This window comes from Limnobacter alexandrii (genome assembly GCF_005871185.1).
Lineage (GTDB): Bacteria > Pseudomonadota > Gammaproteobacteria > Burkholderiales > Burkholderiaceae_B > Limnobacter > Limnobacter alexandrii.
Map to the genome: position 1 here is coordinate 380,615 of NZ_SWKN01000006.1, position 12,576 is coordinate 393,190.

Annotated in this window: 14 protein-coding genes; 1 reads left to right on the forward strand and 13 read right to left on the reverse strand. The window is 55.0% G+C overall.

All coding sequences use genetic code 11. The annotated features are described in order from the left end of the window. Positions 1-11 precede the first annotated feature (11 nt). The 4 genes from FCS97_RS02105 to FCS97_RS02120 form a co-directional block, all read right to left on the reverse strand. Complete coding sequence (locus tag FCS97_RS02105; protein ID WP_008247354.1) at positions 12-245, reverse strand: 4Fe-4S dicluster domain-containing protein; 234 nt, start codon at positions 243-245, stop codon at positions 12-14. A gap of 34 nt (positions 246-279) precedes the next feature. Then, a complete protein-coding gene (locus tag FCS97_RS02110; RefSeq protein WP_138516184.1) occupies positions 280-2,004 on the reverse strand; it encodes a fumarate reductase/succinate dehydrogenase flavoprotein subunit in 1,725 nt (574 codons plus the stop codon). A gap of 11 nt (positions 2,005-2,015) precedes the next feature. Further along, the gene (locus FCS97_RS02115; RefSeq protein ID WP_138516186.1) at positions 2,016-2,795 is read right to left on the reverse strand and encodes a GntR family transcriptional regulator; all 780 of its coding nucleotides are present in this window, start codon (positions 2,793-2,795) and stop codon (positions 2,016-2,018) included. Positions 2,796-2,943: 148 nt separating this feature from the next. Then, positions 2,944-3,981 carry a YeiH family protein gene (locus FCS97_RS02120; RefSeq protein WP_138516188.1) on the reverse strand — a complete coding sequence of 346 codons (1,038 nt, stop codon included), beginning with the start codon at positions 3,979-3,981 and terminating at the stop codon, positions 2,944-2,946. A 93-nt stretch (positions 3,982-4,074) separates the two neighbouring features. On the opposite strand from FCS97_RS02120, the gene FCS97_RS02125 reads away from it, so the two are divergent. Continuing rightward, the gene (locus FCS97_RS02125; RefSeq protein ID WP_138516190.1) at positions 4,075-4,947 is read left to right on the forward strand and encodes a LysR family transcriptional regulator; all 873 of its coding nucleotides are present in this window, start codon (positions 4,075-4,077) and stop codon (positions 4,945-4,947) included. A gap of 18 nt (positions 4,948-4,965) precedes the next feature. Here FCS97_RS02125 and FCS97_RS02130 read toward each other — a convergent pair whose 3' ends face one another. The 9 genes from FCS97_RS02130 to mdcA form a co-directional block, all read right to left on the reverse strand. Then, on the reverse strand, positions 4,966-5,517 hold the full coding sequence (locus FCS97_RS02130; protein WP_138516192.1) for a DUF3455 domain-containing protein: 552 nt from the start codon (positions 5,515-5,517) through the stop codon (positions 4,966-4,968). A gap of 95 nt (positions 5,518-5,612) precedes the next feature. Beyond that, the gene (locus tag FCS97_RS02135) at positions 5,613-6,440 is read right to left on the reverse strand and encodes a sulfite exporter TauE/SafE family protein (RefSeq protein ID WP_246065753.1); all 828 of its coding nucleotides are present in this window, start codon (positions 6,438-6,440) and stop codon (positions 5,613-5,615) included. Positions 6,441-6,455: 15 nt separating this feature from the next. Further along, entirely contained in the window at positions 6,456-7,373 is a 918-nt protein-coding gene (locus FCS97_RS02140; protein WP_138516195.1) for an acyltransferase domain-containing protein, read from the reverse strand. Then, a complete protein-coding gene (locus tag FCS97_RS02145) occupies positions 7,370-8,248 on the reverse strand; it encodes a triphosphoribosyl-dephospho-CoA synthase (RefSeq protein ID WP_138516197.1) in 879 nt (292 codons plus the stop codon). The genes FCS97_RS02140 and FCS97_RS02145 overlap by 4 nt, the downstream gene beginning before the upstream one ends. After that, complete coding sequence (mdcG, locus tag FCS97_RS02150) at positions 8,245-8,943, reverse strand: malonate decarboxylase holo-[acyl-carrier-protein] synthase (RefSeq protein ID WP_138516199.1); 699 nt, start codon at positions 8,941-8,943, stop codon at positions 8,245-8,247. Before mdcG ends, FCS97_RS02145 begins: the two co-directional genes overlap by 4 nt. A gap of 10 nt (positions 8,944-8,953) precedes the next feature. After that, a complete protein-coding gene (gene mdcE, locus FCS97_RS02155; protein ID WP_138516201.1) occupies positions 8,954-9,679 on the reverse strand; it encodes a biotin-independent malonate decarboxylase subunit gamma in 726 nt (241 codons plus the stop codon). Further along, positions 9,676-10,575, reverse strand: a complete 900-nt coding sequence (locus FCS97_RS02160; protein WP_138516203.1) for a biotin-independent malonate decarboxylase subunit beta — start codon at positions 10,573-10,575, stop codon at positions 9,676-9,678. The genes mdcE and FCS97_RS02160 overlap by 4 nt, the downstream gene beginning before the upstream one ends. After that, positions 10,565-10,888 carry a malonate decarboxylase acyl carrier protein gene (gene mdcC / locus FCS97_RS02165; RefSeq protein ID WP_425460733.1) on the reverse strand — a complete coding sequence of 108 codons (324 nt, stop codon included), beginning with the start codon at positions 10,886-10,888 and terminating at the stop codon, positions 10,565-10,567. The genes FCS97_RS02160 and mdcC overlap by 11 nt, the downstream gene beginning before the upstream one ends. Positions 10,889-10,900: 12 nt before the next feature. Then, positions 10,901-12,565, reverse strand: a complete 1,665-nt coding sequence (gene mdcA, locus FCS97_RS02170) for a malonate decarboxylase subunit alpha (RefSeq protein WP_171035136.1) — start codon at positions 12,563-12,565, stop codon at positions 10,901-10,903. Positions 12,566-12,576: the final 11 nt, after the last annotated feature.

Consider the following 12,576-nt stretch of genomic DNA (forward strand, 5'->3'; position numbering starts at 1 on the left):
TGTGCCTCCTTTCAGCGCAGCAAGAATGGGATGTCCACGTGCACTGCGCCCGTGGGGCAGTCCTTTTCACAGGGCAGGCAGTACCAGCATTCATCAAATTTCATGAATGCCTTGCCGGTCACATGGTCAATGGCCAGCACGTCAAGCGGGCATACATCCACGCACACAGTGCAACCTTTCTCGGCAATGCATTTCTCGGAATCCACCTTCACGGGGACTTGGGTAATTGTTGCGGCCATGGTCATAGTCAGTACCTCTCGAGTTGAGTGTTGTGGCAAATCAAGCGGCTTCACCCACCACGCGCAGGCGCTGGTAAGCATCCATTTCCTTTTCGTCAATGGGCACAATGTAGGGCTCGATTTCCTTTTTCTTCATGGCCATCTGGCCTTGGGCGTTCTTGTACAGCAGGGTGTGGCAGAACCAGTTGGCATCGTCACGCTGTGGGTGGTCTACGCTGTAGTGATAAAGGCCCCAACGGCTTTCAGTGCGGAACAGGCTGGCGCGCGCAGCCATTTCTGCGCAGTCGATAATGGAATGTGTTTCCATGGCGCGCATCAATTCGTGTGCATTGGTGGCCACCATGTTGGCTGCATCGGCGCGTACTTCATCCATGCGGCGCAAACCAATTTGGTATTTGCGGGTTACTTTGGGTGGCTGCAAGTAGTCGTTTACCAAGCGACGTGTTTTGTATTCCACCTGGAAAGGTGTAGGCCCTTCGGTGCGCAACAACGGTGCTTCAATGCGGTCGTGTTCGGCTTGCACCTGGGCTTCGTCCAGCGCGTTCAAACTGTTTTCTGCACAATAGGCGGCAGCATTCACACCGCAAATTTTGCCGTACACAAATGCACCCAGCATGTAGTTGTGCGGCACGCTGGCACAGTCACCTGCGGAATACAAACCGGGTACCGATGTTTCACCTTGCGCATTGATCCAGATTCCCGATGCACTGTGACCACTGCAAAAGCCAATTTCGGAAATGTGCATTTCGATCATTTCCTTGCGGTAGTTGTTGCCACGTTGCTCGTGGAAACGGCCACGGCTTGGACGCTCGTTGGTGTGCAAAATAACCTCGATTTCGCTGATGGTTTCTTCAGCCAAGTGATCCAGCTTCAGGAACACGGGGCCATTACCGCTTTGCAATTCGCGGTAAAACTCCATCATCATTTGGCCGCTCCAGTAATCACACTCAATGAATCGCTCACCGGCTGCGTTGGCCGTGTAACCTCCGAATGGGCCGGTTACATAAGCACAGGCTGGGCCGTTGTAGTCTTTGATCAGCGGGTTGATCTGGTAACACTCCAGGTTGGCCAGTGCAGCACCTGCGTGGTAAGCCATGGCATGGCCATCACCACAATTGGTGGGGTTCTCGTAAGTACCCATCAAGTAACCCGATGAAGGCAAGCCCATGCGGCCTGCGGCGCCAGTGGCAATAATGGCTGCCTTGCAGCGAATGACGTAAAAATCTGCTGTGCGGCAATCAAAACCCATCACGCCAGTAATCTCGCCGTTTGCACCGGTCAGCAAGCGCGTGCACACCACACGATTGGTTACCTCGACCCGTGTGCGCTTGAGCTGGCGATACAACACGCGCTTCATGTTGTGGCCTTCGGGCATGGGCAACACATAGCTGCCCAGGTGGTGAACCTTGCGCACCGAATAGTCGCCGGTTTCATCCTTCTCGAATTTAACGCCCCATTTGTCCAGTTCCTGAATCATGTCAAAGCTGTTCGCGGCATACGCCATGACAGCCTCTTGATCCACAATGCCATCGTTGGCAATCGTGATCTCTTTCACATACTGTTCAGCTGTGGCATGGCCGGGAATGACTGCGTTGTTCAAGCCGTCCATGCCCATGGAAATTGCGCCGCTGCGTTTCACGTTGGCCTTGTCTACCAACAACACGCGCAGCTTGGGGTTTTGTTCTTTCGCTTTCACTGCGGCCATGGGGCCACCCGTGCCGCCACCAATCACCACCAGGTCGTATTCCAAGTCGATGCGTTTCATGTTCACACTCCTCAAGTTCGGTTGATGCGCAAGCGATACTGGAATGCATCGCCCCGGTAATACAGGTATTCAAAGTCAACAGGCTTATCGCCCGCGTAGGTCATTCGCTCCATGCGCAACAGGGGGCAACCCTCATCCACACGAAGTTGTTCGGCCAGCGACTCGTCGGCTGAAATGGCCTCGATTTGCAGATCGGCATGGGTCAGGTTATAGCCGTGGTCGTTTTCCAGAATTGCGAAAATATCGCGCACGGCCAAATCTTCCTGCACCAACTTTTCGCCGATTTCAATCGGGAAGTAACTGACATCCACCGAGATTGGCTCACGGTTCAAGAATCGCAGGCGCTGAATTTCAAACACTGGCTGGCCGGCTTTTACATGCAGGCGACTCGCCACCTGCGCGGTGGCATCGACGGGCTTGGCGCTGAGCACATTCGAATAAGTTTCGTAACCCGAAGAGGACATGGCTTCACCAAAACCCTGCAAGCGCGACAAGCTTTGGAAGGCTTTGGGTTTCGATACAAAACTGCCCTTGCCCATTACCTTGAAAATTAATCCTTCTTTTTGAAGGTCACCAAGCGCCTGTCGAATGGTGATTCGGCTTACACCAAACATGCGGATCATTTGGCTTTCAGATGGCATTTGCGTGTGTGGTGCATACGTGCCATTCAGAATGCTTTTTCGCAAGGTTTCCCGCACTTGTGTGTACAGGGGCAAGGCTGAAACATTGTTGTCAAACGCCTGCTCGCTTACGATCTGAATATTTGTGTTACCGGTCAACTTTCCGTTCATGTTTACAGCCTGTTTTAAACTTGTTATGACAGGTCATGATATGCATAGACCGTGCCAGCTTTTGTTGCACCGTAGCAGTGCCGTTTTCAGTGTTTTATCCCTTTGTTACAGCAATTTGAATGCAATACACTTAAACATGGCGCCCAAATTAATGCACCGCAGCACCGCCATGAATCACATGCACCAATACAAACCCTGAGGCCCACAAATGCATGCACAGCGCACCACCCAATACCCACACCCTTAGGCCTGCAGCGCGCAAATCAACCCAGCGGGTACCCACCCCCAAGGCGGCCAAACCGGCAGCCATGAACAGTTGTGAAAGATCAACCAGCGCGGTTTCGACCTGAATGTTCAATGCGCCAGTGGATTTCAAAACCACGGCCAACAAGAAACCCCACAAAAACAAAGGGGGTTGCATGGATACGCGGGAAAGATTGCTACCTGCCTCTTGGCGCTGCACACGCAACATGCTCCAGGTCAGCCAAACCATGGCCGGAGCCAACAAGGCCACACGCAACATTTTCTCGATCAAGGCAAAGGTTGGCGCTTCGCCACCCACCAGTGCTGCACCCGCCACCACATGCCCCAGTTCATGCACACTCAAGCCCAACCACAAACCTGTAAAATCAGGCTGCAAATCAAACAGCCATTGAAAGCCTGGAATGGCAAACATGCTGAGGGTGCCAAACACCACGGCTGTGCCAAGTGCAGCCGATGTGGCGGCGGGTGGCGCACGCAATACTGAATCAGCCGCTGCAATGGCGGCACCACCACAAATTGCACTGCCTGCGCCGATCAACAAAAAGCTGCTGGCCTGCAAACCCATTCGCTTGCCCAGCCAGGCCGCCAAGCCCAAAGTGCTGGCCACTACAAACACTGCAGCCAACACACCAGCCCAACCCACAGCCAACAAATCGGCAAACCCCAACTGAAAACCAAACAGGGCAATGCCGGTTCGCATGACATGGCGGCGAGCAAAACCAAACCCGGCCAGCCCGTGGTGCGCCACTGCGGGTGCCAGGTTGCCCAAAGCCATACCGAGGAACATGGCCAGTGGCAACAACCCCAGACCCCAGCTTGCAAGGCCACCCGGAACAGCGCCCAGCCAAGCCAGTGCAGCCAGCAGCAAGCTGAGTAGCAAACCAAAAGGCAAGGTGGTGTTGGGGGTTTGAAGAACGCGCATGGTTATGAAACTAAAAAAGACACCTTATGGTGATGCTTTTTTTCATATATCCATAGACAATGAAATTCCTGTATTGATAACCATGGGTTATGCATGAACCTGCACCTGCTTCGAATATTTGTATGCGCCGTGGAAGTAAACAGCTTCACCAAGGCGGCAGAACAACTTGGGATTAGCCAACCCGCTGTGTCCAAGGCAGTGCGTGAACTGGAATCACAACTGGACACGCTGTTGCTTGAGCGCCAGGGCAAGTATTTCAAACCCAACGAGGCAGGGCAGGTATTGTTCGACTATGGCAAAAGCCTGTTTGCCATGGAGCGAGAGGCCAGTGAGGTGCTGCGTGCCTTTAAAAACCTGGAACGTGGCCGGCTTATTGTGGGTGCCAGTACCACCGTGGCCAGCTATTGGCTCGCGCCTTACCTGAAGAAGTTTTCAGACAAGTACCCCGGGGTGGATGTGCAAGTGGTTGGGGCGAACACTGAGAGCGTCGCTCAACTTTTGTTGGACTGCGCAGTGGATGTGGCACTGGTTGAGGGCGCTGTGAATGATGAGCGAATTGAAACCCGCTTGTGGCGCACCGAAGAAATGGTGGCCATTGCGCCCAGCTTTGAGAACAGCGCACGCAAGCGTGACCTTGAGCAACAGGTTTGGATTTTGCGCGAGCAAGGTTCGGGCAGCCGCAATGTGGCTGAACAACTGTTGATGAACAAGGGCATACAAACGCTTCGCACACTGGAAATGAACAGCAACGAGGCGATTATTCAAGCGGTGGCTGCGGGGTGCGGCGTGGGCATCGTGCCCAAAATTACCGCACGCGATCAACTTGCCTTGCGGCGAGTGAAACGCTTTGCACTGGGATCTGGAAAAATGGAACGGCCGTTGTTCAGGCTGCGCTTGCCACACAGACCGCTGAGCAATGCGGCGCTTGCATTTGAAGCCTTGTTGGGGGCAACAGTGGCGACATAGCCCCCAAGGGGCTTTCTATCAGTTCGTCTTCCAGAACCGATACTCCGCGCTGTACTTCACCTCGGCTTTGTCACCTTCATTCTCGGCTGAACATTTTTTTGATGGTGCAACACCGCCCTTGGTGTTCACACGCTGAACGTAGCTGATTGCAGTCAATGCGCCCAAGCCGCCAGACACATCGGCCTTCACCAGTTGCAAAGGAATGTTTTTATTGCCATTGGGTGACACGGCCACTTGCGAACCTGTGACGAAGGAACCATCCTCATGCGCCCAACGCGCTGGCGGGCCTGTATAGTCGCCAACTTTGTCACCTTCCTTGTCCATTAGCTCGGCCTTGGGGCCAGCCATTGTCCATTTGTAAGTGGTCAGGGGGGCTTTTTCTTTGCTGCATTGGTATTCAATTGTGCCGCTGGCTTTGGTTTCCAGCACCAGGCTGTTGCCAGTGGCCACCTGGATTAGCGCTGGCAAATCCTTCTGGGCGGCATCCGTTTGTGCAAGTGCCGTGTTCTGCGTCAACAACACGCCGGGTACGCAGGCCACGACGATGTTCAACCATTTCTTGGGGATCATGTAATTCACTCCATTTTTTTGTGCCTGACCAAGAGGGACTATCCCGAACCATGAAAGTTCTAACGATTACACCACCCCGGTGGCTGACAAGCGCTTCAGAACACGCCGCGCATCATGTTCCCCGCAATGGCGAACACCACCACGGCAAACACCTTTCGCAGCAGTGGTGCAGGCAATATGTGGGCTGCCTTGGCGCCCGAGGGTGCCAACAACACACTGGCCACCACAGTGAACAACAAGGCAGGCAGGTACACAAACCCCAGGCTGCCCGTGGGCAGGCCGGGTGCGGTCCAGCCATTGAATACAAATCCAAGGGTACCGCCCAAAGCAATTGGAAAGCCCATGGCCGATGCAGTACCAATCGCATTTTTGATCGATACATTGCACCACACGAGAAACGGCACTGTGAGTGCACCACCGCCCACTGCCACCAGCGAAGAAGCAGTACCAATGAAGGTGGCCACACCCATTTGCCCGTTGCGCCCCGGCAAAACCCGGCCGGGTTTGGGTTTGTATTCAAAAAACATTTGAAAGGAGGCAAGCCCCATGAACAGGGCAAAAAATACAATCAGAAAGGTGGTGGAAACATGCCGCGCCAGGAAGGTACCAAACAGGGTGCCCAACAAAATGCCGGGAATGAAATTCTTCACAACGTCCCAACGCACCGCACCGTGCAGGTGGTGCGAACGCACGCTGGACACAGAAGTAAAAAGAATGGTGGCCATGGAAGTGCCCAACGCCAAACGAAAAGTCCATTGCCCTGGCAGGTCTGCCAGCTTGAAGGCCCACACCAGTGCCGGCACCAGCACGCTGCCCCCACCTACGCCCAAAAGACCCGCCAGAAAACCGGCAACCACGCCAATTGCAATGTAGGCAGCAACAGCCTGTACCGTGAAAATTTCAGCAAACAGTTCAGCGCCCAATTCGGCCTCGTGAGTTTAGGTAGTCTGTGAGCGCAACCAGCTCAACGCGCCATCAAAACTTTGGAATTCGGAGAATGAACGTGCCTGAACATTGGGGAACCGCTCACGCACCATGCGGGTGAGGGTGTTGCCAGGCCCCAATTCAAAGTACACCGTGGCCCCCATTTCTGCTGCCAGATCAAGCGTGCGTGCCCATTGCAAAGGCTCGGAAATTTGGCGGGCGAGACAATCAATTGCGCCTGCGCTCGACTCGACCGGGCTGCCATCCAGCGCACTGAGCACCGGACAATCGAAAGGCGCCCAACTTGCAGATTCCAGTGTGCGGCGATAGGCCACCGTGGCATCGATCAACCAAGGTGTGTGCGAGGGCACTTGCACGTTCAGGTGCACCACATGCGCGCCCAGTTCGCGTTCCATGCCTTTGCAAATCGACTTCATCACGGCCGTGGGGCCAGCCAATACCGCGTGCTGCTCATCATTCACAATCGCAACCGCCAAGCCATGTTCTTGTGCAAGGCCATGCAGTTTTTCAAGCCGAATGCCTTTCACCGCCATCATGCCGTGGGCAGGTGGTGCAGCCTGGTCCATGCATTGCGCGCGCTCTAAAGCCAGCGCAATTCCTTCCAAAGGCCGTACGCTCCCAGCCACCACATGGGCAGTCAGTTCGCCAATGCTGTAGCCTGCGCTCAAGTCAATGTGAATTCCCTGTGCTTTCAAGGCCTGCGCCACTGCGGTGCCAGCGGCCACAATCAGGGGTTGTGCGTGGGCATTGGCAAAACATTCATTCGGATTTTGCGACACGGCCATTGCATCGAAAGGCATGGCATGAAGCAAGGGTTCAAGATGCGGCTTGATCAGGGGCTCAGCCAACAAACGCGGCAGCATGTCCAGTGTTTGGCTGCCCTGCCCGGGGCACAAAATACAAAGGCTCATTGGCGGGCCACCATGAAGTTGGGCAACTCAGAATTGACCTGCACCAGTGCCTGTACAAACAGCGCAGCTGACAACAAATCGGCACTTCCGCCCGGGCTTAACCACTGTGATTCAAACTGCGCACACAAGTGTTGTGCCCTGCTTTTCCAACCGGGTGCGAACACACCGCCTTCTGACAGAAATTGATCAACCCGGCCTTGGGCCCACTGCAAACCTTTCAAGCCACCACGATGCGCAAGGTTGGTGTCGGGCAACTTGCCAATGGTGCACACCAAAGCGTGCAACTGGGCCTGCTCTTGCGAAATACCCTCCGACAAGGCCCAGCGCAATTGCGGCACAGTGGTCCAAAACAGAACCGGAAAGCCTTCCGCCGCCTGTTCGCGGGCACCCGGCAGGCCGAAAGCGTCCCTGACCCGCCGCCCATGCGTGGGGGTGTCTGCATGCTGAACCTGATCCTGAACACCTGCCAGCAAAATATTCACACCCCATTTGGCTGCAACCAATCGGCCCAAGCTGATCGGCTCAAAGCAACCATGCTCACGAAACTGCGCACCCGCCGCACCGGCCAACAAACCCATCAGGAAAATGGCGCCTTTGTGGGTGTTCACCCCACCAGTGGCCTTGAACATGGCCCGCTCTGCGGACAAACCCAGGCCTTGCAAGGCTCGAAATTCCGCGCCTTGAATGCCCGCGGCAAAGCATTCGCCAAAGTAACCCCGCAAAGCCTGAATGCTGCTGTAAAAGGTGGCTGCATTCATGTCAGCGTGGCTGCCATTGCGGCTTGGGCACACCAAGCCAGGCTTGTATTCCAGTTCCACTTCCTGTCGAAGGGCTTCGCAAGCGGCATCATCAATTCGCGCGATCAGTTCTTTCATGCTGCACTCCCAACCGGGCAGGCAAATCCAGACCGATAATCCGCAAGCGACATCAGATTGACTTCAAGATTGGTCTTGCTCAGTAGCTGTGCATGCGGTTCAAACAAAGCCCGACTCAGTTCACGCCATTGCACGGCGTTGCCGCTCGGGTTGAGCACCTCGCCATCCACTTTGAATTCGGGGTATTTGTTTTGAAGTGCATGGAGAAAACGACACAACTTTTCCGCAGTGGGCCAATTCAATGGCTTGAACAACATGTCCAAATCAGAGTGTTCAGTAACGCAGGGCAAACCGCTCAGTGCCTGCACCGCGCTGGAACCATACACATGGGCGTCAATATCCTGTTCAAGCAAGAAACCGCGCAAGGCGGTAGCACCTGCCTGCCAGTGCTGCGGCAATTGCGCCAACACACCACCCAGGTTGGGGCCCTGCTGGTGCTGTTGAATGTCGCACCTGTTGACCAAAAATGACAAGCGCCGCTTGCCCCAGGAGGCTGGTTCAGCAAGCCCTACTCGCAAGCCGTTGGATTCAACATCGTTCTGACGCGCAACAATCAACGGGTAGCCCCCAAGCACCCAGCGGTGCAACAGCGACAAGGCGCTGATGGGTTCGATGGGTGCAGGCCCGGCATACTCAGCCTGCTTCACTGCATCCAGTTTCAACCACACGAAATCATGGCGATTGAACAGGTTCATGGCCTGCTCCTCATTGCGGGCCAAGCACGCGCTCGATGACCAGTCCTGCAGCCTGTCGGCCACCACGTTCAACGCCACGCGCAATGCGAGAGTCTTTCGCAATCTCCTCCCGCGACTTGCCCTGCAAATGCGCAATTGCCTGAACCAGGTTTGCGGCATAATCGCTTTGCCACACGGCATCCAGGTGACCCATGCGCAAATAATTTTCCACCCCGGGTGAGAACACAGGCGACTGCTTGGCCAGCTCTTGCAAATGGTCCAATGGAATTTTCGTGATACGCGACATGGCAGGCAGGTTCATCACTTTGATTTCTGCGTCGGCCAGGGCGTAGCAGGCATCGGCCATCATGCCGGTGCTGATGTAACCACCACTGACTGCCTCGCCATACACCACACTCAAAATCACATGACCGCGCTGGCGTGCCAGCTCAACTGCCTTGGCCAGGTGCGCCATATAGCCGTTCAGGCCCATTAACTCATCCCGGCGACGAAGGCGCTGGCCTTGCGTGTCGAGCAAAAATACAATGGGCTCTCCGGGGCGTTGCTTGATGGTTTCAATCACCACACGCGCCATGGTCAAGGCCATGTCGGCACCCACCTCGGCTTTTTCGGATGTACCAATGACAGTCACTTGCTGATTGCCCGCCGTTGCGCGGCCATAGAAATGATCTGCCTCTACATGGCTTGCTTTCCAGCTTTGACCAAACAGGGCGTTCAATACCTGATCCCGATTCATGCTGCCCCCCTGGCCACATTGCGCGCATTGGCTGTGGCATTCACAAATTCATCTGCGGGCATCAAGGCCAATTCCTCTGCTGTGGGCAAACCCAAGCGTTGCCAAATTTCCTTGGCATCGCGGCAGTCACCAAACTGCTCAAGCCGCTGGGTCAACATGGCATGCTCGGCTTCCAGGTTTTCAAGATCGAAATTCACTTTGCCTGAATCAAGCGCTTTTAAAGCGGCATTGCGAAATGCATCAACCTCATCGGCCACCAAGGCTTGAATGTCGCCCATCACATAGCGATGCTTGCCGCCGCTGACGCGCCACACCAAGGCACGGTCGCGTGAATCAAATTCTTCCACGCCGTACACGGTTTCAATCACCTCGGGACCTGACATCGCCAAGCGCCCCTCTTCCGACATGATCAGCACATCGCAGCAGCGTGCTATCAAACCAGTGCCGCCAAAGCAGCCTGCCTTTCCGCCAATCAAACCGATGAATTGAATGCCTTGCGCACGCGCTGCACACACCGCACGCATAATTTCAGACACGGCAATCAAGCCCGCATTGGCCTCGTGCAAACGCACGCCGCCACTTTCAAAAATCAGCAGCACTGCACGGGGTTTTTCTTGCACGGCTTTGGCAATGAGTGCAGTGATTTTTGCGCCATGCACTTCGCCAATGGCACCGCCCAGAAACTCACCTTCCTGGGCGGCCACCAGCACAGGTGCACCACCCAAGGTGGCTCGCCCAATGACCACACCATCATCAAATGCAACCGGTTGTTCAAGCAACGCCATGTGTGGGCTGCTGATGCGATCAGACGGTTTCAGGATTTCCTGAAAGCTGCCTTCATCGCACACGGCCTGCACACGCTCTCGTGCGCTGGCTTCCAGAAAACTATTGGCCATGCTGGTTCTCCCATGCCTCAATGGCTTGGTCCAGGCGCAGGCTGACCACAGCCGGTGTAGCGCCCACATCGTGAATTTCAATTTTCAAACCACCCGCGTTTTTGCGTTCAGCAAAATCGGTCAACACAGCTTGCCAAATTTGCCCGAAACCACGCGCCGAGGTTTGAATATCCACGGCGCAATGCGCGCCATCGCTGCCTTTCTCCAGCAACACTTCGCAATTGCCACTGGCGGTAACACCCACCAGCACTGCATCACGCTGTGCCTGCTGGGCCTTGCTGGGCAAGTTGTATTTCAGTTGTTCCATGCTCATGATGAAAACCCCTTACCAGTTGCGGAAACGGCTGGGCGGGTTATACAAACCACCCGAAGCACGCACCAAATCTTTCACGGTTTTCGCGGCCAGCAAATCGCGGCTGGCATCGCGCCGGGCAATGCCCAAATCTTCTGCCCGTTTGATCACGCCGCGTGCCCGCAATTCCTCTACCTTTTTCTTGTCGCGGGCCATGCCCACTTCGGTGTAACCGGCCACGCCGCGAATGGCTTGCTCACGTTCTTCCTCGCTGCGGCACAAGAGCAAGTTCGCAATGCCTTCTTCGGTCACAATGTGCGTGACATCATCACCAAAAATCATCACAGGCGGGTTGTTCAAACCCATGCTGTCGGCGAGGTCCCAGGCGTCCAGGCGTTCTACAAATGCTGGTGCCATGTGCTCGCGAAATGTTTCAACCATTTGCACCACCAGCTTTCGGCCACGCGGCATGTGCTTGGGGTTGGCCTGTGCTTCACGCCCAGCCTTGACCCAGGCTTCGCTTTCATGCCTGCGCCCGCGTGCATCCGCGCCCATATTGGGTGCACCGCCAAAGCCAGCGATGCGGCCTTTGGTGGCTGTACTGCTGTTGCCATAGGTGTCAATTTGCAGCGTAGAACCGATGAACAGGTCGCAGGCGTAATGCCCTGCTGCCTGGCAAAATGCGCGGTTGCTGCGCATGCTGCCATCATTGCCGGTGAAGAACACATCGGGCCTTGCTGCAATGTATTTTTCCATGCCCAGTTCACTGCCAAAACTGTGCACGCTTTGAACAAAGCCAGCTTCAATGGCGGGTATCAACGCTGGGTGGGGGTTCAGTGCCCAGTTGGTGCAAATTTTTCCTTTCAGGCCCAATTGTTCGCCGTAAGTGGGCAACAGCAATTCAATGGCTGCCGTGTCGAAGCCAATACCGTGGTTCAAACGCTTCACGCCGTACTCGGCATAAATGCCCTTGATCACCATCATGGCCATCAACACCTGAATTTCAGAAATTTGCGCGGGGTCGCGTGTAAACAGCGGTTCAATGTAATTCGGACGGGGCGCGTGTATTACAAAATCGACCCAGTCCGCAGGCACATCCACACGCGGCAGTGTGTCGCGTATTTCGTTGACCTGCACAATCACAATGCCGTTTTTGAAAGCAGCAGCTTCAACAATGGCAGGTGTGTCTTCCGTGTTGGGGCCTGTGTACAAATTGCCCTGGGCATCTGCAGCCTCGGCTGCAATCAAGGCCACATTGGGCGTTAAATCGACAAAGTAACGGCCAAACAATTCAAGGTAAGTGTGAATTGCATTGATCTTGATTTTACCGGCCGCCACCAGGTTGGCCAGCCTCGCACCTTGAGGCCCTGAGAAAGAAAAATCAATTTCCTTGGCAATGCCTTTGTCGAACAAGGCCGTGTGTTCAGGCAAGGCCACCACCGATTGCAACAAGTGCAAATCATGCACCTGTTGCGGGTTCACCTTGGCCAAACATTGCGCCAAAAAATCGGCCTGCTTCTGGTTGTTACCTTCCAGGCAAACACGGTCACCGGGTTCAATCACACTTTCCAGCAAAGCCACGGTTTGCTCTGCTTTTACCACCTTGCCGGAATTACCCCCGGCAAGGTGGGCAGCGCGACCCAACCGGGCCGCCTTGGATTGTTGCCCTTGGCGCCACGTTGTGTTGGTCATACTCATTCTTGATTTCC